General features: G+C 70.0%; 14 protein-coding genes, 1 other RNA gene and 1 pseudogene. 5 read left to right on the top strand and 11 right to left on the bottom strand.

The window, feature by feature from the left end; all coding sequences use genetic code 11:
• Positions 1 to 41: 41 nt before the first annotated feature.
• From ACFPZI_RS03435 to ACFPZI_RS03485, 11 genes and pseudogenes are all read right to left on the bottom strand, one after another.
• Positions 42 to 1,331, bottom strand: coding sequence for a serine/threonine-protein kinase (locus ACFPZI_RS03435; protein WP_381357995.1), 1,290 nt, complete (start codon positions 1,329 to 1,331; stop codon positions 42 to 44).
• Between the two features lie 393 nt (positions 1,332 to 1,724).
• Positions 1,725 to 3,377 (bottom strand): serine/threonine-protein kinase, encoded by a 1,653-nt coding sequence (locus ACFPZI_RS03440; protein ID WP_381357998.1) that lies wholly within the window; start codon positions 3,375 to 3,377, stop codon positions 1,725 to 1,727.
• 711 nt (positions 3,378 to 4,088) lie between these two features.
• Entirely contained in the window at positions 4,089 to 4,214 is a 126-nt protein-coding gene (locus tag ACFPZI_RS03445; protein ID WP_381358000.1) for a hypothetical protein, read from the bottom strand.
• Between the two features lie 141 nt (positions 4,215 to 4,355).
• Positions 4,356 to 4,985 (bottom strand): potassium-transporting ATPase subunit KdpC, encoded by a 630-nt coding sequence (gene kdpC / locus ACFPZI_RS03450; protein WP_381358003.1) that lies wholly within the window; start codon positions 4,983 to 4,985, stop codon positions 4,356 to 4,358.
• Between the two features lie 35 nt (positions 4,986 to 5,020).
• A complete protein-coding gene (gene kdpB, locus ACFPZI_RS03455; RefSeq protein WP_381358006.1) occupies positions 5,021 to 7,156 on the bottom strand; it encodes a potassium-transporting ATPase subunit KdpB in 2,136 nt (711 codons plus the stop codon).
• Positions 7,156 to 8,820: a potassium-transporting ATPase subunit KdpA gene (kdpA, locus tag ACFPZI_RS03460; RefSeq protein WP_381358009.1), complete on the bottom strand. Its 1,665-nt coding sequence runs from the start codon at positions 8,818 to 8,820 to the stop codon at positions 7,156 to 7,158. The genes kdpB and kdpA overlap by 1 nt, the downstream gene beginning before the upstream one ends.
• A 12-nt stretch (positions 8,821 to 8,832) precedes the next feature.
• A complete protein-coding gene (gene kdpF, locus ACFPZI_RS03465) occupies positions 8,833 to 8,922 on the bottom strand; it encodes a K(+)-transporting ATPase subunit F (protein ID WP_381358012.1) in 90 nt (29 codons plus the stop codon).
• Between the two features lie 230 nt (positions 8,923 to 9,152).
• The gene (locus tag ACFPZI_RS03470; protein WP_381358015.1) at positions 9,153 to 11,672 is read right to left on the bottom strand and encodes a sensor histidine kinase; all 2,520 of its coding nucleotides are present in this window, start codon (positions 11,670 to 11,672) and stop codon (positions 9,153 to 9,155) included.
• A 307-nt stretch (positions 11,673 to 11,979) separates the two neighbouring features.
• Positions 11,980 to 12,385: RNase P RNA component class A (gene rnpB, locus ACFPZI_RS03475), an RNA gene on the bottom strand.
• A 115-nt stretch (positions 12,386 to 12,500) separates the two neighbouring features.
• A pseudogene (locus tag ACFPZI_RS03480) lies at positions 12,501 to 13,280 on the bottom strand (DMT family transporter); the annotation flags it as partial.
• A gap of 19 nt (positions 13,281 to 13,299) precedes the next feature.
• Positions 13,300 to 14,133, bottom strand: coding sequence for an AraC family transcriptional regulator (locus tag ACFPZI_RS03485; protein WP_381358017.1), 834 nt, complete (start codon positions 14,131 to 14,133; stop codon positions 13,300 to 13,302).
• A gap of 447 nt (positions 14,134 to 14,580) precedes the next feature.
• On the opposite strand from ACFPZI_RS03485, the gene ACFPZI_RS03490 reads away from it, so the two are divergent.
• From ACFPZI_RS03490 to pqqA, 5 genes are all read left to right on the top strand, one after another.
• Entirely contained in the window at positions 14,581 to 15,975 is a 1,395-nt protein-coding gene (locus ACFPZI_RS03490) for a DNA-binding protein (protein ID WP_381358019.1), read from the top strand.
• Between the two features lie 21 nt (positions 15,976 to 15,996).
• Positions 15,997 to 18,237: a catalase/peroxidase HPI gene (gene katG / locus ACFPZI_RS03495; RefSeq protein WP_381358020.1), complete on the top strand. Its 2,241-nt coding sequence runs from the start codon at positions 15,997 to 15,999 to the stop codon at positions 18,235 to 18,237.
• Positions 18,238 to 18,703: 466 nt separating this feature from the next.
• Positions 18,704 to 19,165 (top strand): MSMEG_3727 family PQQ-associated protein, encoded by a 462-nt coding sequence (locus tag ACFPZI_RS03500; protein WP_381358022.1) that lies wholly within the window; start codon positions 18,704 to 18,706, stop codon positions 19,163 to 19,165.
• Between the two features lie 13 nt (positions 19,166 to 19,178).
• Entirely contained in the window at positions 19,179 to 20,879 is a 1,701-nt protein-coding gene (locus ACFPZI_RS03505) for a PQQ-dependent dehydrogenase, methanol/ethanol family (RefSeq protein ID WP_381358025.1), read from the top strand.
• 47 nt (positions 20,880 to 20,926) lie between these two features.
• The gene (gene pqqA / locus ACFPZI_RS03510) at positions 20,927 to 21,025 is read left to right on the top strand and encodes a pyrroloquinoline quinone precursor peptide PqqA (protein WP_381358027.1); all 99 of its coding nucleotides are present in this window, start codon (positions 20,927 to 20,929) and stop codon (positions 21,023 to 21,025) included.
• Positions 21,026 to 21,054 lie beyond the last annotated feature (29 nt).

Genomic DNA, 21,054 nt, shown 5'->3' on the forward strand with positions numbered 1-21,054 from the left:
CGTCGGCTCTGCCGGGTTCACCGGGTCACCGGGCCACCGGGTCACCGGGACCGTCGGAGCCTCCCGGTCTGCGGAGGCAGGAAGGGCTGGCCGACGGCGGGTCCGGCACCCGGCCGGTGCTCGGAGGCGGGCAGCGGGATGGTCGATGCCGTGGACGCCCACCCCTGGCCGTCGTCCAGGAGCGTGAGCGGGTGGCCGGCATGGCTGTCCGCCCACCCGCCGGCCCACTCGATCTCCTCCGCGGCGACGACGCCATAGAAGCCCGGGTCGCCCTCCGCCCAGGGCGCGTCCGGCGCCTCGCCCTCGTCGACCGCCTTCTGCGCCAACTCCCGTACGACGGGATCGGCACGGCCGACGAGCGCCTCGGGCGGCAGCACCGGCGTCAGACCGGCGGCGGCGACCCGCTCCCGGAGTTGCGCCGCCGCCTGCTCGACGGTCAGACCCGCATCGGCGAGCAGGGCGGACAAGCTCTCCCGCACACCGTCGAGAGCCGGACGCCGGAGCGGTTCGTCGACGATCACCCGACCCAGCAGCGGCAGAAAGGCCGGGTCGACGCCTCCCCACATCGGGGGGACCATCAACGGCATGTAGGGATACGGTGCCCGGCCCGTCAGCGCGAAGAAGAGGGTGGCGCCGAGGGCGTAGACGTCGGCCGGCGCCTCGACGTGCTTGGTGTCCCGCAGCTGCTCGACGGGCATGTAGGGACGCGTGCCCAGGCGGTCGCCGGTCCGCGTGAGCGCCTGACTGGACTGGCGCTCGGCCAGGACCGCCAGGCCGAAGTCCAGCACCACCGGCCCGTCCGGACCGAGCACGACGTTGCTCGGTTTGAGGTCGCGGTGCAGCAGCCTCGTACCGTGAATGGCGGCCAACGCGTCCACGAGGGCCAGGCCGAGCGCCGCGCACGGCCCGACGGGTAGAGGGCCGGCCTCCTTCACCATGGTGTGCAGCGACGGCCCGGCGATGTAGTCCATGGCGAACCACGGCTCACCCGCCTCCGGGTCCGCCGCACGCAGCGCCGGAACCCGGTCGCTGACCACCGCGCGGACGGCGTCGATCTCCCGCGCGAACCGCTCCCGGGACTGCCACCGGTCCAGCAGGTTCGGCTGGATCATCTTCACGACGACGAGCCGCGACGGGTCGGCCGCCTCGTCACGGCCACGATCATGGTCGGGTTCGACCAGCCGGTAGGCCGCGACCATCTCGTCGGAGAGACCGTCCAGCGGGATTTCGCGCGCCAGATAGGCGACGCCCATACCGCCCGCGCCGAGCCGGGCGAGCAGTTCGAACGGCCCCACCACACGCGGGTCCGCATTGGTGTCCAACGGTTTCATCGGCGCTCCCGTATCCCCACACTCTCGTCACGGTCCTCCCCGGCCCCACTGCCGCCCCGCACTCTACGGTCTGCGACCGGACGAACACGGAGGGCTTCAGCCGGTCACCCAGGGCTTGAAGCGGCGGTATTCCGAGAGCGGTTCGAACGTGCTGTCGTGAGGTCGCGGCACACGGGACCGCCCGGCCACAGGGGTCGTGTGCCCGTGGCCGTCCCGGTACGCAGGTGGCCCGGCACCGGATTCCAACGCCGCGGCCCGATCGGGGAGCCGTTGGCGAGCGCCGTTCGAGGCGTTCCTCGTCGTTCGGGCCGCGCTGTGACCCGCACTTCCTTCGGGTGACCTGTCCCAGGGCACGGAGCTGACGGGCGGGAGCGGTCGGCGGGACCTCGCCCGTCACGGGGTGTGGGTGACCTCCACTGACACGGTCAGTTCGCCCTCGTTGTCGTGGAGACAGCCTTCGTCGTCGTTGATACGTAGTTCCACCACTCCGTCGCCGGCCGCCTGGAAGGTGACGGCGTCTCCGACGGCGAGGACCGGCGCGGCGTCCTTGCCGGACAGTCGCGTCAGCAGGGTGCCGAACGGTGCCTCCGGGGCGACCTTGCAGTGCTCGGCGAACCCCAGTAGCCGGTCGTTCTCCGCGTCGTAGCCGGCTGGCCCCGTCATGGGCATCTGTTCACGGTCGACCGACCACCCGCCCTCCTGGAACCTCACGGTGACGCTGTCGCCCTCCCGGACCACCGCCTTCTCCACCGGTTGCCAGCCCACGTCGGACCCCACGGCCTGCACGACGGAGGTCACCACGGGCAGTTCCGTCCCCTTCTCCTGCCCCTGCCCCTGCTCCTGGCCGTCCGCCCGGTCGTTCGCCTTTTCCTGCCCCCGGTCGTTCGCCTGCTTCTCCTGCCCCTGCTCCGTGGCCTGGAACGGCGGCGCGCCCACGAGGAACAGCCCACCACCCACCCCCACGGCGAGCACGGCGACACCGGCGATCACCGGTCCCGGCCACTTCCTGCGCCTCGGCCGGCTCGCGGGCACCGGAAGGGCGGGGTGGACCGTGGTGCCCCCGATTCCGCCCGCGGTTCCGCCCGCGGGCACAAGAAGGGTGTCCCCCGCCCGGGCGGGCTGCCGGTGAAGGCCGGTGACGGTGACCGCGTCGTTCATCGGGCCGCCCATGGGCCCGGCCGCGCTCACGGTGCTCGTCGTCGGCTGGTACGTACGCGGGTCGGCCGCGGGCAGCGGATCGATGTCCGTCTCCCCCGCCGCGACCCGCCGCAACGCGGCCGACACGTCCGCGGCGGTGGGACGCTCGCCCGGCCCCTTGCGCAGCAGGGCCTCGGCGACGGGACGGAGCGGGCCCAGCCGCTCCGGGAGCACGGCCTCGTCGTACACGACCGCGTGGAAGGTCGCCGGGTAGGCGGGCCGGCGGAAGGGGGACTGCCCACCGCAGACCGTGACCAGGGTCGCGCCCAGCGACCACAGGTCGGACGCCGGTCCGGACTCCTGCGCCAGCGCCCGCTCCGGCGCCATGTACTCGATGGAGCCCACGAGTTGACCGGTGGAGGTGAGGAACTCGCCGCCGTCCAGGGCGGCGATGCCGAAGTCGGTGAGCACGGCGCCACCGTCCGGACGGAGCAGGACGTTCGCCGGTTTGACGTCGCGGTGCAGGGTCCCGGCATCGTGAACGGCCTTGAGCGCGCCGAGCAGTTGGAGGCCGATGGCGGCCGTGTGCTGCGGGGTGAGGGGCCCGGACCGGGCCACGCGGTCGGCGAGCGAGGGACCTTGCACGAGCTCCATGACGATCCAGAGCCGGTCCTCGTGCTCGACCAGATCGTGCACCCCGATCACATGGGGGTGCGGCACCCGGGCGACGGCACGCGCCTCACGGACCGCACGACGCATGCGTACCCGGTGGTCCTCGTCGCCGTCGGTGGCGATGTGCAGTTCCTTGGCGGCGACCTGACGGTCCAACAGCTGGTCGTGGGCCCGCCATACGGTGCCCATACCGCCCCTGCCGAGGATGTCGTGCAGCAGATAACGGCCGGCGATCATACGCCCGGAGCCCTGGTCCGCCTGCCGCTCAGGAATACCGGACAGCACCGGCCTCTCACATCCCCTTCGCTCCTACGCCCAGCCCTTGACGACCGTCGCGGCCTCCACAGCGCCGCAAACGGACAGACCCACGCCAGTTCCGGGCAGAAAGAGAGGCGATGTCAACATCACCGACACCCTACTCGCCCCCCACCCCCAATAACCCATAAATCCATGGCTCTTGACGGCCGTTCATATCCCATTTCGCGGGCGCCAACCTCTACCGCGTGTTGGTGACCGCTGGAGTCCATGGGTGGGTCGTCCTCCCCTCCCCTCCCGAAGGGTGCGACGAGATCGCGCGGAAGGACGCCACGTACCCCGGTCTCCGCAAACGCCGGCTCGCGCTGCAGCAAAGTGACCGCATCAGGGGCCTGCCGACCCTGGAGGTCGGCTCCGCGCCCACCCGGGCGACGGACGCTTCTACGGCCGGTTCCTGCTCCAGCCCGCGCCCGGGTCGGCACCCCCGCCGGCCGCACGTCTGGTCGCGGTGACCCTGGCCGACCAGGTCGGGGCGGCACTCGACACGGCCGGTCGCGCCCTCGCTTGACGGCGCGGGCCCGTCGGCCGAGCCCGTGTCCCCGGCGGCCGATATGCCTGCACTGCCGGCGCCCAGCCGCGGCCTCGGATCACTCCGCCCGCACGAGGCGCTACCGAGAACTCGGCACGGGTCTCTCACTGCCGCGCAGTCGCGACGGCGAGCACGGTCACGGTCACCGTCACCGTCACCGTCACCGTCACCGTCACCGTCACCGTCACCGTCACCGAGAGCGGCACGACGAAGACGCCCCTGGCTCTCACTCCCCGAGCCTGGCGCAAGCCATGGGCCCCACAAGGATGGCGAACACGCTGCCCAGCGCTGCGATCCACGCAAGAACAGCCGTGGCTCCACGTCCTCGTGCCCGTTTCGGCCGCCGTCGCGTCGGCAGACGCGCATTCCGGTCACGTCAGCCTGGCCAGGTCGTGGTTGAGTTCGACGACGTTGACGCGTTTCTGCCCCAGGAAACCCAGTACGCGTCCCTGGACGTGTTGTGCGATCAGCGCCCTGACCTTGGCGGGGTCGACATGGCGGGCTCTCGCGATGCGGCCGGCCTGTTCGTAGGCGTACGCCGGGGAGATCGCCGGGTCGAGCCCGGAGCCGCTGGCGGTGACGGCGTCCGCGGGGACGGACGAGGACGGGACCCCGTCGAAGGCGGCGACGGCGGCTCGGCGGCCCTTGATGGTCTTGATCAGGGCGGGGTTGTTCGGGCCCAGGTTGGAGGCGCCGGAGTTCAGGGGGTCGTAGCCACCCGCGGACGGGCGGGGCTGGAACCACTTGGGGTCGGGGCGCAGCGGCTCCTGGGCGCCGTGGGGATTCTTCGTGGGCAGGGCGAAGTTCTGGCCGATCAGGCTGGAGGCCACCGGTGTGCCGTTCGTTGTCAGCAGGGAGCCGTTGGCCTGGTGGGACAGGCCGGCCTGGGCGATGACGGTGACGAGCAGCGGGTAGGCGATGCCGGTGATCACGGTGAACGCCAGCAGCATGCGCAGGGCCACCAGATGGTGCTGGAGTACGGGCGGGAGGATGGCGCGCACGGTGAGATCCCTTTCTTCTCTCGTCGGGCTGTCTGTCAGCGCAGGCCGGGGATGAACTGGATGAAGAGGTCGAGCAGCTTGATGCCCAGGAACGGCAGCACCAGGCCGCCGAGCCCGTACATCCAGATGTTGCGGCTGAGCAGGTTCGCGGCGGAGGAGGGCCGGTAGCGCACGCCGCGCAGAGCGAGCGGGATCAGGGCGATGATGATCAGCGCGTTGAAGACGATCGCGGAGGTGATCGCCGAGGTCGGGCTGTGCAGGCGCATGATGTTGAGCTTGTCCAGGCCGGGGTAGACGCTCGCGAACATCGCCGGGATGATCGCGAAGTACTTCGCGACGTCGTTGGCGATCGAGAAGGTGGTGAGCGCGCCACGGGTGATCAGCAGTTGCTTGCCGATCTCGACGATCTCGATGAGCTTGGTCGGGTTGGAGTCCAGGTCCACCATGTTCCCGGCCTCCTTGGCGGCCGAGGTACCGGTGTTCATGGCCACGCCGACATCTGCCTGGGCGAGCGCCGGGGCGTCGTTCGTGCCGTCGCCGGTCATCGCGACCAGTTTGCCGCTCTGCTGTTCGCGCCGGATCAGGGCCATCTTGTCCTCGGGGGTGGCCTCGGCCAGGAAGTCGTCCACGCCTGCCTCCTGGGCGATGGCGCGGGCGGTGAGCGGGTTGTCGCCGGTGATCATGATGGTGCGGATGCCCATCCGGCGCAGTTCCTGGAAGCGTTCGCGCATGCCTTCCTTGACGACGTCCTTGAGGTGGATGACGCCCAGCACGCGGGCGACGGGCGGGCCGCCGCGCCGGGTCACCTCGCCGACGACCAGCGGGGTGCCGCCGCTCGCGGAGATGCCGTCGACGATGGAGCCGACCTCTGCCATGGGGTGGCCGCCGTGGTCACGGACCCAGCGCATCACCGCCGTTGCCGCACCCTTGCGCAGGGACCGGCTCTCGTGGGGGTCGTTGAGGTCGACACCGCTCATCCGGCTCTGCGCGGTGAAGGGGACGAACTGTGCCTGGGCCAGTTCTCCTTCGCCACGGCCGCGTAGCGCGTGCTGCTGCTTGGCGAGGACGACGATCGAGCGGCCCTCGGGCGTCTCGTCGGCGATCGACGACAGTTGGGAGGCGTCCGCGAGTTCCTCGACGCCCACCCCGTCCGCGGGCAGGAACTCGGCGGCCTGGCGGTTGCCGAGGGTGATGGTGCCCGTCTTGTCGAGCAGGAGGGTGTTGACGTCGCCCGCGGCCTCCACCGCGCGTCCGGACATCGCCAGCACGTTGCGCTGCACCAGCCGGTCCATGCCCGCGATTCCGATCGCCGACAGCAACGCTCCGATCGTCGTGGGGATCAAGGCCACGACGAGGGCGACGAGGATGACGATGGTCTGCTCGGCCCCCGCGAAGAGGGCGAAGGGCTGCAGGGTCACCACCGCGATCAGGAAGATGATCGTGAGGGAGGCCAGCAGGATGTTGAGTGCGATCTCGTTCGGCGTCTTCTGCCGTGCGGCGCCTTCCACGAGTGCGATCATCCGGTCGATGAAGGTCTCTCCCGGCTTTGAGGTGATTTTCACGACGATCCGGTCCGAGAGCACCTTCGTGCCGCCCGTGACGGCCGACCGGTCGCCGCCCGACTCGCGGATCACCGGCGCCGACTCGCCCGTGATGGCCGACTCGTCGACGCTCGCGATGCCCTCGACCACATCCCCGTCGCCGGGGATGGTCTGCCCGGCCTCGACGACGACGTGATCGCCCACACGGAGGGCGACGCCCGGAACTTCCTCCTCCGCGGTGTCGGTCGCGCCCGGCCTCCAGTCGATGAGACGGCGGGCCGTCGCCATCGTCTTGGTGCGGCGCAGAGTCTCCGCCTGGGCCTTGCCGCGTCCCTCGGCCACGGCTTCGGCGAGGTTGGCGAAGAGGGACGTCAGCCAGAGCCACGCCGTGATCACCCAGGCGAAGACACTGGGTGTCCTGATGGCCGACAGCGTGGTCAGGACCGCCCCGACCTCCACCACGAACATCACGGGGTTGTGGAACATCGAGCGCGGATCCAGCTTGCGCAGCGCATCGGGAAACGCCACCAGAAGCTGCTTGGGATCGAGCAGTCCGCCCGAGACCCGTTGCTGCGGACGCCCGCCGCGCGGCGGGACGGGAGCGGGAGCGGGAGCGGCGGTCGTGGACATCAGTGCAGCCCCTCCGCGAGAGGGCCGAGCGCGAGGGCGGGGAAGTACGTCAGGCCGACGACGATGAGGACGACCCCGGTCAACAGCCCGACGAACTGCGGCCGGTGCGTGGGCAGGGTGCCCGCGGTGACCGGAACGTGCTGCTGCCCGGCGAGCGAGCCGGCGAGCGCCAGGACGAACACCATCGGCAGGAACCGGCCGACGAGCATCACCACGCCGAGCGCGGTGTTGTACCAGACGGTGTTCACGCTCAGCCCCGCGAACGCCGAGCCGTTGTTGTTCGCGGCCGACGCGAAGGCGTACAGGACCTCGGAGAAGCCGTGCGGACCGGAGTTGAGCATGGCCGCTCTCTCCCCCGGGAACGCCATCGCCAGGCCGGCACCGGCCAGCGCGAGCGCCGGTGTGGTCAGGATGTAGAGCGAAGCGAACTTCATCTCCCGGCCCCGGAGCTTCTTGCCCAGGTACTCGGGCGTACGGCCGACCATCAGGCCGGCGACGAAGACCGTGATGAGCGCGAGGATCAGGATCCCGTAGAGCCCGGAGCCGGTGCCGCCGGGCGCGATCTCCCCCAGCATCATGTTGAAGATCAGCATTCCGCCGCCGCCGGGCGTGTACGAGTCGTGGAAGGAGTTGACCGCTCCGCACGACGTGAGGGTGGTGGACACGGCGAACAGCGCCGAGGCCCAGATCCCGAACCGCGTCTCCTTGCCCTCCGTCATGGCGCCGGCCGCGTGACCGGCCGCGCTGCTGACGCTGTGCAGCTCGTTGGCGGTCACGATGGCGACCGAGGCACCCCAGATCAACGCCATCACGGCGACGATCGCGTAACCCTGGCGGTTGTCGCCGACCATGGTCCCGAAAGTCCGCGGCAGTGAGAACGCGATGACCAGCATGAGGTAGATCTCGATCAGGTTGGTCAAGGCGTTGGGGTTCTCGAAGGGGTGTGCGGAGTTCGCGTTGTAGAAACCACCGCCGTTGGTTCCCAGTTGCTTGATGGCCTCCTGGGAGGCGACCGGCCCGCCGGGCAGGCGCTGGTGCCCGCCCGCGAGGGTGGTGATGTCGTGGATTCCGTGGAAATTCTGAACGACCCCGGAGGCCACCAGAACGATCGCGAAGACGAACGCACAGGGCAGCAGAACGCGCAGCACGATCCGTGTCAGGTCCACCCAGAAGTTCCCGACTCGATCGGTCTTCTTCCTGGTGAATCCGCGGATCAGTGCGGCGACGACGGCGATGCCCACGGCAGCGGAGACGAAGTTCTGTACGGCGAGGCCCGCCATCTGGACCAGATGTCCCATGGTCGACTCGCCGGAGTACGACTGCCAGTTGGTGTTGGTGACGAAGGATGCCGCAGTGTTGAAGGACTGGTCCGTGGTGACCGGCTTCATCCCCAGCGACAGCGGGAGATGGTTCTGCAGACGCAGGAACGCGTACAGGAACAGTACCGACACCGCGGAGAAGGCCAGGAGGCTGCGCAGATAGGCCGGCCACGTCTGATCGATGTCGGCGTTCACTCCACCTGCCCGGTAGACCAGGCGTTCAGCCCGCCCATGGCGATCGGTGGTCAGGACCCGGGCCGTGTAATCACCCAGTGGCCGATACGAAAGACCGAGCGCGGCCACCAGGGCGAGCACCTGGAGCCAGCCCGCGAGGGTGTCGTTCATCGGGGCTGTCTCCTAGAACCTCTCGGGGAAGATCAGGCAGACGACCAGATAGATCACGAGGCACACGGCAACGATCAGACCAACGATGTTTTCCAGGCTCACAGACGCCCGACCCCCCTGGCAGCCAGGCCGATGAGGGCGAACACCACAACGGTGAGACCGATGAACGCGACGTCGGACATGTGCCAGGCACCCCGCAGAGTCATCAGGGGCGGGACCGTTCGGCCCTCCCGGCCGGTGGGGAGATGAGTCATTTCTGACGCTATATCGGTTTGCTTTGCGGGTGCCCTGACGCTCCGCGGGCCGATCGGGTGACGGTTGAACACGGGGATTCACTCGGCGAGACCGGATGTCGCGCTGCCGCCGGGCGCGGCGCTCGGCAGTGTGAGCGTCACCGAGAAGGCGGCCCCCTCTGTGGCCGTCTCCAGGGACCCGTCCATGGCCTCGGCCAGGTCGCGCGACAGCCGCAGCGCCAGACTGTCACCCCTGCTCCCCGATGCCCGGGTGGCGGTGATGCCCGGTTCCGGGCCCCGCCCCGGCATCCCGTCCTCCACCCGGATCTCCAGGCGGTCGCCGCGGACCTCGGCGGTGAAGACGGGGGGCCGGTCCGGCAGGCTGTGCCGCAGCGCGTCGGCCCCGAGGGCGGTCAGGGCGCGGGTGAGGAGGACAGCGTCGGCGATCACATCGGGCAGCCGTTCCGGCAGGCGCAGAACGATCGAGTGGCCTCCGGGCCCGAGGTCGTCCAGGGCGGCGCCCAGCACCTCGCTGAGGTCGACCGGGCGGAGATACAGATCGAGGGCCCCGGCATGCAGACGGCTCAGGTCATCGAGATCGGTGACCAACTGCGCCGCGCGGTGCACGGCCGCGCGGGCAGTGTCCAAAAGCTGCGCCTCTTCCGGAGCCGGCTCACCGACACGCCGACGCCCCAAGCGCAGGAGCGACTCCTCGGCAGTGTGCAGCGGAGCACGCAAGTCCCGGCCCGCTGCCAGAAGCAGAGATGCCCGGGTGCGCTCGGCGTCGGCGAGAACGTCCGCGCCACCGGACAGCCCGGCGATCCGCCCCCTGGCATGAGCCGGCCCCAGTTCGGCGGCGCACGCGGCGAGAACGCGTCGGTCCTCCGTACTCAGTGCTGAGCCGCGGGCGGCGAGCGTGAGACGGTCGCCGACCGGGCTTTCCACATCCGCCGCACCTGGTCTTTCCGGCGGCCGCTCCCCGGCACTGGCGACCACGTACCAGCGGGGCACGAAAGATGCTTCCGGATCCCTCTCCAGCAGGCTGATCGAGGCCAGGCCGAAAGACTCCCGGATCTGCTCGAGCAGCGCCGGCAGATCCTGGCCACGCATCACGGCGGCAGCCAGGCGGCTCAACACCCGCGCCTCCGATGTCGCGCGCACGGCCTGGTGCGTACGCTGCGCAGCCGCTCCCGCAGCAGTGCCGACGAGAGCCGCCGTGGCGACGAAGACCACGAGAGCAGTGACCTCGTCGGCGCGCTCCACGGCCAGCGAATGCACCGGTGCTGTGAAGTAGTAATCGGCGAGCAGTGCCGCCGCAACGGCGGCGAACAGAGCGGGGTAGAGCCCACCGACCAGGGCGACCACCACGACGGCGAGGAGAAAGACCACCAGGTCGCTGGAGAGACCGAGGTGGCCCCGCAGGACGGTCAGCAGGAGCGCCAGCAGGGGCAGCAGCACCACGGCGCCGGCCAGCGCGGACCAGTACCGCCGTGGGCCCATGCCACGACTGGGATGCGGAAGCCTGAGCGCAGCCGAGCCGGCCGCCTCCTCATGCGTGACGATGTGCACGTCAATGCGGCCGGACCCCTTGATCGTCCGCTCGCCCACGCCTGCTCCCAGAAAGGAGGCGAGGCGGCCGCGCCGGCTCGCGCCCAGCACGATCTGAGTGACGTTCTCCGCCTCGGCGAACTGGAGCAGGGCATCGACGACGTCCTCGCCCGTGGTCTGGTGGTAGCTACCGCCGAGCGACTCGAGAAGCAGGCGCTGGGCATCCAGCACCACAGGGTCGATGCCGGTGAGACCATCCTCCGGGACCACATGGAGGGCCAGCAATTCGGTGCCGGGGGTACGAGCGCTGATCCGCGCGGCGCGTCTGATGAGGGTCTCGCCCTCCGCACCACCGCTCAGGGCCACCAGGATCCGCTCCCGGGTCTCCCAGGGGGCAGAGATGCCGTGTTCGGCGCGGTAGCGCTGCAGACCCTCCTCCACTCGGTCGGCGAGCCACAGCAGGGCCAGTTCGCGCAGTGCGGTGAGGTTGCCGACCCTGAAGTAGTGGGTGAGGGCGGATTCGATGCGGTCCGGTGGGTAGATGTCGCCATGCACCATGCGGCGACGCAGCACCTCGGGCGGCAGGTCCACCAGTTCGATCTGGTCGGCATGGCGCGCCACCTCGTCGGGCAGAGTCTCCCGCTGCCTGACCCCGGTGATCTGCCGGATCACGTCATTGAGGGATTCCAGGTGCTGGACGTTGAGCGTGGTGACGACATCGATGCCGGCGTCCAGGCACTCCTCGACGTCCTGCCACCGCTTGGCGTTGCGGGCCCCCGGAACGTTACTGTGGGCCAGCTCGTCGACCAGCACGACCTGAGGGCGGCGGGCCAGCACCGCGTCGAGATCCATCTCGGTGAAGGCCGCACCGCGATGGACCAGAGTGCACCGGGGGATCGTCTCCAGCCCGTCAGCCATGGCAGCGGTCGGCCGACGCCCATGGGGCTCGACGAAACCCACGACGACATCCGCGCCCAGGGACCGCAGCCGCTGCCCCTCCACGAGCATCGCATACGTCTTCCCGACCCCGGGAGCGGCCCCGAGGTAGATCCGCAACCGCCCATGTGCCACCGGCGAACTCCTGCCAGACACCCCACGCCGTACGCGCCCCTACCATGGTGCGCCCCGCCAGGCCCCTCCACTCGACGGCACCGGCCCTCAAGCCCGCAACGGCACCCTCACGGCCCATCGGGTCCAGCCGGCCGCCGGCCGCCGGCCGCCGCGTGAGGATGGCGATGTGAAGGCAGGCCTCGAGGTGGATCCTGCTTCCTTCTTGTTCCGGTGAGCGCACGATGACTCTCAGCCTGTTCCCCGGTGGGGACGAAGCTCCCGGCCCTCGACCGCCCGGGCTCGGCCGCCACGCGGAAATACAGAGCGGCAGACGAGTCGGGCTGTACGCCGGGTTCTGTCGCCCGGTCGCCTCGCGGCGGCCGGGGAGACGGCCATCCATCTAGGGCCGGCGTTGCCGCCGGCCTCGTGCGGTCTACCCGCGGACTCGGGCGGGCAGCCCTCGAACGTCCGCGCAGAAACACCGGGGTGTTTCCTTTTGACCTTGCTCCGGGTGGGGTTTACCCAGCCGCCTGAGTCGCCTCAGGCGCTGGTGGTCTCTTACACCACCGTTTCACCCTTACCCAGCGCCGGAGCGCTGGGCGGTCTGTTTTCTGTGGCACTGTCCCGCGGGTCACCCCGGGTGGCCGTTAGCCATCACCCTGCCCTGTGGAGCCCGGACGTTCCTCGGGGAGCTCCCCGTCAGGGGGTCTCCACGCGGCCGTCCGCCCGGCTCGTCTGCCGTGTCGACCATGGTACCGGCCGTGGACGGGGCCTCGGCGCCGCCGCGGTCGCCAGGACCGAGCCGGTGAGGATCAGGGCGAACGCGGCCAGGACCGTCGCGGTCAGGGACTCGCCCAGGAGGAGCACCCCGGCCGTCACCGCGACCGCCGGGTTGACGTACGTGATGACGGTCGCCCGGGTCGGCCCCGCCTCCTTGATCAGTTCCAGGAAGGCGACGAACGCGACCGCCGTGCAGACGGCGCCCAGGCCCGCGAGGGCGGTCAGGGCCCCGGCCGAGGGCAGTTCGGCCGGCCGCGTGAGCACGGCGGCCGGGGCGTAGACCAGTGCCGCCAGGGTCAGGCAGAGTGCGGTGAGCTGGAGGGACGGGACCTGCTTCAGATGGCGGGCGGCGATCAGCGGGGCGATGGCGTAGCCCAGGACCGTCACCAGCACCTCGGCCAGCGAACGGGCGTTGCCGCCGGTCAGGTGCGGGACGGTGAGGACACCCACGCCCACCAGGCCGAGCCCCAGGCCGACGAGGCGGCGGGCGCCGAGGCGTTCCGTGTCGCCGAAGAACCTGGCGAGTGTCACGCCGACGATGGGGACGCCCGCGATCAGCAGGCCGGCGGTGGAGCTGGAGAGGTGGCGTTCCGCGGAGGTCAGGGTGTACCAGGGGCCGATGATCTCGATGAGCGCGAAGGCGAGCAGGGGGCGCCAGTGGGCGCGGACGGTCCCGGTGAGGCCTCCTTGCCGTAGGGCGAAGGGCAGCAGGAGGAGCGCGCCGAGGGCGCAGCGGGCGAAGACGACCCCGGACGGGGACACCTCCTCCACCGCCACCTTGATCATCAGATAGGGGATGCCCCAGACCACTCCCATCAGGGAGAACAGGAACCAGCCGCGTGCAGTCATGCGGCGAGTCTCGGCCGGGTCAGCGCCCGGTGTCTTGAACGCTGTTGCGGTACGCCGCCGGGGTCACCCCGAGGACGCGGCGGAACCATCGGGTCAGGTGGGCCTGGTCGGCGAAGCCCACGAGCCCGGCCACTTCGGCGGGGCGCAGCCCGGCCTCCAGCAGGCCGCGGGCCCTGGTGACCCGGTGCTGGGCGAGCCAGGCGTACGGCGGTATCCCCATCGTCGTACGGAAGGCGCGCAGCAGTTGGTACCGGGACAGGCCGAGGTCGGTGGCCAGGGCTGCGAGGGAGGGCGGGGCGAGCAGTTCGTCGGCGAGGCGGTCGCGGACGGCCAGGGCGATGCGCCCGGCTCCGGGGACCGCGCAGGCGTGCACGCGGGCGGTGGAGTGGCGGTGCGCGAGGGCGGTGAGCAGCCAGGGCAGCCGGGACTCCGCCTCCAGCGGGTCGGGGCAGGCGCTGACCTCGGTGTGCGCGCGGCGCAGGGCGCCGGCCAGCTCGGGGTCGTCGAGGACCGGCTCGCGGAAGTGCGGGAGACCGATGCCGTGGGTGCCGTCGGTGAGCAGGGCGGGAGTGGCGTACAGGGCGCGGTAGGCGTAGCCGTCGGAGGCGGCCGGACCTCCGGTGTGCATCTCGCCGGGTTCGAGGACGACGATGGATCCGGGGCCGGAGACGATGCGCCCGCCGCGGTACGCGATGGCCTCCAGGCCGCCGGTGGTCACGCCGACCGTGAACTCGTCGTGGGCGTGCGGGGCGTACTCGTGCCGGTCGAAGCGGGCGGTGAGCAGGTCGACGGGTGGGCCGCAGCGCCCGAGCCGCGTTCTGGTCCAGCTGGTCTGTTCCCGTACGTTCGTCACCTCGCACCCCCTCCCGATCCCAGGGGATCAAGGGGATCAGAGGAAGTCGGCGGTGTCCAGGTCTCCATCGAAGGGTGCGGGAGGGGGCAGGGGCTTGCCCAGGGGGGCGGGTGCAGACCTCGCGGCTCCGAGTACCGATCCACCGGGTGGACCGACTGCTGCGAGCCGCGCACCTTGCCCGCGGCCCGCGGGTGCGCTGTCCAAGGCCGACCAGGAAGCGACATTTCGCACACGCGGCCCGGAGCGGGACGTGCGCAGCCCGACAACGGTACCTAGGGTGGGGGTGCGGGAGTGCAGGTCTGTGACACGGCCTGGAACGAGTGACGAGGAAGGAAGACGCACGACGCAGTGCCCGGTCCGCTGTAGGCCCGGCCGCGACGAACGGCGACCGGCGCGGACCGCGCTCGCCGTCGGGCGTTGGGGATGGACCAAGGGCGGTTCTGAACCATGAGGGATGCACATCGGCTCGAGCCCGTCTCGGCGAACCTGGGCAGCGGCACCGTGCTCGCGGCGTGGGAACGGTTCGTGCAGGGCGAGGATCAGGTCCCGGGTGTCCGGCCCCTGGTGGCGATCTCCTGGCATCGCAGCCGAGAGCAATACCGGGTCGATCCTCGCCTCACAGAGGCTCCGGTAGCCGTCGCGGCGCCCGACCGTACGCCCGAGCACGATGTCGTATTCGCTGAGCTGGGTTTTCGTGCCGCCTCCGTGGCACACGAAGTGGGCAACCTCGGTGGCGTCGTCACCGTCGCCGATGCCACTGGCCGGATCCTGGCCGAGTGGGGCGACCAAGCCACGCTCGCCAGAGCCGGCGAATCCCATCTGGCGCCCTGGTTCTGCTGGTCCGAGTGTGCGGTCGGCACGAACGGCATGGGCACGGCGCTCGAGGCGCACGGCCCGGTACCGATCAGGGGCGCGGAGCACTGGTGCCAGGCGTTCCACGACTGGGTCTGCGCGGGCATCGCGGTGCGCGACGTGGTGACCAGGGAACCGATCGCGGTCCTGAACATCTGCTGCTGGCGCAGCCCGCTTCCCGCGTCCGCGGAAAGCTGGCTGGCGAACGCGGTCACCATGACCCAGCACCCGCTGAAGAGGCGCGCCCGGGACAACGGCGCCGAGTTGGTAGCGGCCTACACCCGGGCCAGGACACGCTCCAGTGCGGCGCTCGCCGCGGTGGACACCGCGGGCAAGGTGGTGATAGCCGACGACATGGCAAGCATGCTCCTGGGGGTCCCGGCATCGACCCCGGCGGTCGATCCCACGCTGCGATGGAACGCCGGGCTGCCGGAATTGATCGCAGCCGCCCGGTGTGCCACCAGGCAGGCAGTCCGCAACCCTGACTGGGTCGGCTCGACGCAGATCTTCGCCCCCCTCGCGGACGAGCCGACATCGATCAGCATCCGACCCGTCTTCTCGTCAGGACACCTGATCGGGAACCTGGTCTCGTTCGGTGCCTCCGACGGGGCGCAGTTGCCCCAGGCGGAGGGGCCCGCGCACCCTCGGGTGCAGCCCCGCCGACTGGTCGCGACGCGCGACAACCGGATGGTGCTGCTGCGGCTGCCGGAAGTCTCCTTCGCTGAATCACAGGGAAACGACGTATGGCTCTCCACCGATCAGGGGCGATTGCGAGCCGCTTATCCGAGCCTCGACAAGCTCGACAGAGAGCTGGCGGATGTCGGCTTCCTGCGGGTGCACCGCCGGTACGTGGTCAATCTCAGCCGCATCCGGGAGATCGAGCGCGGACCCAAGGGCGAGCTGTCTCTGGTCATGGATGACCGGCCGAACGAGATGGTGCCGGTTTCCCGGCGAAACGCGCCGGCCGTGCGTCGCGCGCTGGACCTCTGAGTTTCCCGGAAGGAAATCGCCGTGTCTGACAGTCCGGACGCCGTTGCCGGCGAGACGAACGTGGGGAGCGCGGGCGGCCTCGGCCTCTCTGTCCCGGCCGGGCACCGCGGTCACCCGACCGGGGGCGCGAGCAACCGCGACTGGTGGCCGAACCAGCTCGACCTGAGGATCCTCCGGAAACACCCCGCCATGGCCGACCCCATGGGCGAGGACTTCGACTACGCCGCGGAGTTCCGGACGCTCGACCTCGACGCCCTGGCGCGAGACGTCGACGAGGTGCTCACGACGTCGCAGGAGTGGTGGCCGGCCGACTTCGGCCACTACGGGCCGCTCATGATCCGGATGGTGTGGCATTGCGCCGGGACGTACCGCATCGACGACGGCCGCGGTGGCGCGGGCGCCGGCATGCAGCGTTTCGCGCCGCTGAACAGCTGGCCGGACAATCGCAACCTCGACAAGGCGCGCCGGCTGCTCTGGCCGGTGAAGAAGAAGTACGGGCGCAAGATTTCCTGGGCCGACCTGATGGTCTTCGCGGGCAACCGCGCCCTGGAGACGATGGGCTTCACGACCTTCGGCTTCGCCGGCGGCCGGGCGGACGTCTGGGAGCCCGACGAGGACGTGTACTGGGGTCCCGAGCACGCCTGGCTCGGCGACGAACGCCACGGCGGCGTCCGGAAGCTGGAGAGCCCTCTGGCCGCCGCCCAGATGGGCCTCGTCTACGTCAACCCGGAGGGACCGAACACCGTCCCGGACCCGCTCACCGCGGCCCGGGACATCCGCGAGACGCACCGGCGCATGGGGATGAACGACGAGGAGACCGTCGCGCTGATCGCGGGCGGCCACACGTTCGGCAAGACCCACGGCGCGGCCGACCCGGACGCCCACCTCGGCCCCGAACCCGAGGGCGCCCCCCTCGAGGAGCAGGGCCTGGGCTGGAAGAGCGGCTACGGCACCGGAAAGGGCACGGACGCCATCTCCAGCGGGCTCGAGGGTACGTGGACACCCACCCCGACGAGATGGGACAACAGTTTCTTCGAGACGCTGTTCGGCTACGAGTGGGACCTGGAGCTGAGCCCCGCCGGTCTGTGGCAGTGGATCCCGAGAGAGGGCGGCGGGGCCGGTACCGTGCCGGACGCCCACGACCCATCGACGACACACGCCCCGACGATTCTGACGACGGACCTCGCGCTGCGGCTGGACCCGGTCTACGAGCCGATCTCGCGGCGCTTCCTGGAGAACCCTGACCAGCTCGCGGATGCGTTCGCCCGGGCCTGGTTCAAGCTGACGCACCTCGACATGGGCCCGATCCAGCGCTACCTCGGACCGCTGGTCCCCCGGGAGACGCTGCGCTGGCAGGACCCGATCCCCGCCGTGGACCACGAGCTCGTCGGGGCGGCGGAGATCGCCGCGCTCAAGAGCCGGATCCTCGCCTCCGGGCTATCGGTCTCCCAGCTCGTCTCGACCGCGTGGGCGTCGGCCTCGACGTTCCGCGTAAGCGACAAGCGTGGCGGGGCGAACGGCGCGCGCATCCGCCTCGATCCGCAGCGGGGCTGGGAGGTCAACGACCCCGACACGCTGGCACAGGTGCTGCGCACCCTGGAGAGGATCCAGGAGTCCTTCAACAGCTCCCGGACCGGGGACAAGAAGATCTCGCTGGCCGACCTCATCGTGCTCGGCGGAGCCGCCGCCGTCGAGCAGGCCGCCAGGACCGCAGGCCACGACGTCCGGGTCCCCTTCACTCCGGGACGCACGGACGCCACGCAGGAGTGGACCGATGCGGAGTCCTTCGCCCCGCTCGAGCCGACCGCGGACGGGTTCCGCAACTACCGCGGCACGGGCAACCGGCTGCCGTCGGAGCACCTGCTGGTCGACCGCGCGAACCTGCTGAACCTGAGCGCGCCCGAGATGACCGTCCTCGTGGGTGGCCTGCGGGTGCTGGCCGCCAACTACCAGCAGTCGCCGCGGGGCGTCTTCACCTCGGCGCCCGAGTCGCTGACCAACGACTTCTTCGTGAATCTGCTCGACACGGGCACGGAATGGAAGCCGACATCCGCGGCCGCGGAAACCTTCGAAGGTCGCGACCGCGCCACCGGCGAGGTCAAGTGGACCGGTAGCCGCGTCGACCTCGTCTTCGGCTCGAACTCCGAACTGCGTGCCGTCGCGGAGGTCTACGCGAGCGACGACGCACGGGAGAAGTTCGTGCAGGACTTCGTCGCCGCGTGGGACAAGGTCATGAACCTCGATCGGTACGACCTCGCTTGATCCTCCGTCGGAGCCCGGAGCCCGGAGGTCGGGAGAGGCGTCGTGACCGGTCAGCCGGCGTTGATCGGCGACGATCGATCGGAGCTGCTGCCGGCCCCGGCGCGACGCGGTGCAGTGCAGCCCGGCTCCTCCTAACGGTGGCACATCCGGTACGAACGGTAGCTGGTCGCGGACGAACGGCATGAGCCGGTCCGAACTGGTGCTCACCCTTGTCGCTGCGATTCGCCCAGCGTAGCGTATTTCTTGAATACCGATTCTTCGCCCTTTCCGGTGTGATTCATCTGAGGTAGCGCACTCTCTGGCTACCGATTACAGCCGGACATTGGGCGACACAAAGAAAGCAATTTCGAGGTCGATTCGGAGAACATTTTTCCGGGCGGAGGTGGAACCAGCCGCGACGTGCCGCCGTCGGCACGGCCGATGCGAAGTGGACACAGAGATTCGGGACGAGGAGAGTGAAGCCCCGATGACGACCGCGCAGGAACGAGTCGACCTGCTGAACAAGATCGGGTTGGCCGCACAGAACAAAGCAGCACTGGGTCAAGTGCTGGGAACCGGAAGCATTGGGCAGGCCACTGAGGGATCGGATGGCCGCATGCAGGCCACCATTCGCATCAACCCGGATGAGCTGATCTGGGATCCCTCTATTCTGGTCATGCCCCATGGAGGCGATATCGAGCTCGAGCTCGTCAATGACGACCTGAACACACACTGCGCGCTCCTGCCGAGCAATGGCGACCGGAAGTTCATCTGGTTGGTGAACCATTCGCGAGGACGGGCGACCCTCAACCTCGACGGGCCCGGCTACTACTGGTTCGGCTCGCCCACGGGCAATGACGAAGGCCGGGGGCTGACCGGGGCCATCGTCGTCATGGGGAACGCTCCGCCGGAGGCTCGCCTCGACCGCCCCGAACAGCCGCAGCCGTAGAAAGGAGGAAACAATGACCGTCGAATACGTGGACGCGGGTGAGGCTGTCGACCAGGGAAACCTGAGCGGCAAGGTCGCGGGCGGGGAGCTCGCGCCGCCGGTAGTGGCCGGCGTCGACTACGAGCGCATACTCAATGCCCGCGAGGAACCCCAGAACTGGCTCACCTACTACGGCGCCTACAACGGGCAGCGGTACAGCCCGCTGGACCAGATCAACACGGAGAACGTCAAGCGCATCGTCCCCGCGTGGGTCTTCCAGGCCGGCACGACCGGCCTGATCGCGGGCGCGTCGACCTACTCGTTCGAGGCCGCCCCGATCGTCGTCGACGGGGTCATGTTCCTCTCCGGCTGGGACGGCTGGGTCTGGGCCCTTGACGCGAAGACGGGTGTGGAGATCTGGCGGTACAAGCACGCGGTCCCCTTCGACGTGTCCTTGTGCTGCGGAAACGTGAACCGTGGGGTCGCCGTGGCTCAGGGGAAGGTCTTCTTCGTCACGGCGAATGCTCGTGTGCTCGCGCTCGACGCCACCACCGGCAAGCGGGTCTGGGACAGGACCTACGGAGACGTCCGGGCCGCGGAGAGCGCCACGGTCGCCCCGCTGGTCGTGAAGAACATGGTCATCGTCGGGAGTTCCGGCGGCGAGTTCGGCGTACGCGGCCACCTCGACGCGTTCGACCTCGAGACCGGCGAGCACCAGTGGCGCTGCTACACGGTGCCCAAGCCCGGGGAGCCCGGCTCGGAGACCTGGCCCGCCGACGGCGAGGCCTGGGCACGGGGTGGGGCGAACTGCTGGATCACCGGCACCTTCGACCCGGAGACGAACCTGCTGTACGTCGGCACCGGCAACCCGGCGCCCGACTTCGACGGAGGCGTCCGCGAGGGCGACAACCTCTTCACCGACAGCGTCATCGCCGTCGACGTGGACAGCGGCCAGATCCGCTGGCACTACCAGTGCACCCCGCACGACCTGTGGGACTACGACAGCATCGCCGAGTGCATCCTGTTCGAGCAGAACGGGCGCAAACTGCTCGGGCACTTCGACAAGAACGGCTACTTCTTCGTCCTTGATCGCACGAACGGCGAGAGGGTCCGGATCACCCCCTTCGTGGACCGCATCACGTGGGGGGCGATCACGAGGGACGGCCAGGTGACGGCCAAGGTGTACCCGGACAAGGAGGGAGAACCGGTCCACTTCTACCCGGGTCCGGCCGGCGCCAAGGAATGGACCCATGCGGCCTACAGCCCGAAGACCGGGCTCTTCTACGTCCCGGTCCAGGACACGGGCGCCACGGCCACCCGGCGGCGCCGGGAGTTCAAGGAGAGCATTCCGTACTGGGGCGCGGGCGTTCAGGTGGACATCGAAGACATGGCGGGGTCCATCAGCGCGTTCGACGCAGGCGGCGAGGAGAAGTGGCGCTGGCGCAACGAACTCCCGATGTGCGCCTCGGTGCTGGCCACCGGCGGTGACCTGGTGTTCGCCGGTGAACCCTCCGGGGAGTTCAACGCGCTCGACGCCCGCACCGGGGAGCTGCTGTGGCAGTTCCAGTGCGGAAGCGGCCACCACAGCAACCCGACCACCTATGTGGTCGACGGCAGGCAGTACATCGCCGTGCCGGTCGGTTGGGGCGGATGGGCCGAGGGGTTCCTCCCCGGCATGCTCGGCGCGGGGCACGGAAGCGCTCTGTTCGTCTTCGCCCTCCCGGAATCGTCGTAGCGCGTGACCGGAGCCTGCCGCAATGCGGACAGTGAGGAGGTGAATCCATGGAGTCCCAGCTCGATGTGTGGGAGACCCCCGAGTTCGACGAGATCGGAGTCGCGGCCGAGGTGACCATGTACGTCGCTCAGTTGGAGGACGAGTGACGTGGGGCGGCGCCGGACCTGGTCCGGCG

Origin of the sequence: Streptomyces chlorus, from assembly GCF_042655885.1 — a bacterium.
Taxonomy (GTDB): Bacteria; Actinomycetota; Actinomycetes; order Streptomycetales; family Streptomycetaceae; genus Streptomyces; species Streptomyces chlorus.

Bases quoted from the DNA above. Each gene is read 5' to 3' on its own strand.
- ACFPZI_RS03505 (WP_381358025.1), top strand. From the start codon at position 19,179: ATGACCGTCGAATACGTGGACGCGGGTGAGGCTGTCGACCAGGGAAAC.
- ACFPZI_RS03440 (WP_381357998.1), bottom strand. From the start codon at position 3,377: ATGATCGCCGGCCGTTATCTGCTGCACGACATCCTCGGCAGGGGCGGT.
- ACFPZI_RS03490 (WP_381358019.1), top strand. From the start codon at position 14,581: ATGAGGGATGCACATCGGCTCGAGCCCGTCTCGGCGAACCTGGGCAGC.
- kdpB (WP_381358006.1), bottom strand. From the start codon at position 7,156: ATGTCCACGACCGCCGCTCCCGCTCCCGCTCCCGTCCCGCCGCGCGGC.
- ACFPZI_RS03435 (WP_381357995.1), bottom strand. From the start codon at position 1,331: ATGAAACCGTTGGACACCAATGCGGACCCGCGTGTGGTGGGGCCGTTC.
- pqqA (WP_381358027.1), top strand. From the start codon at position 20,927: ATGGAGTCCCAGCTCGATGTGTGGGAGACCCCCGAGTTCGACGAGATC.
- ACFPZI_RS03500 (WP_381358022.1), top strand. From the start codon at position 18,704: ATGACGACCGCGCAGGAACGAGTCGACCTGCTGAACAAGATCGGGTTG.
- kdpA (WP_381358009.1), bottom strand. From the start codon at position 8,820: ATGAACGACACCCTCGCGGGCTGGCTCCAGGTGCTCGCCCTGGTGGCC.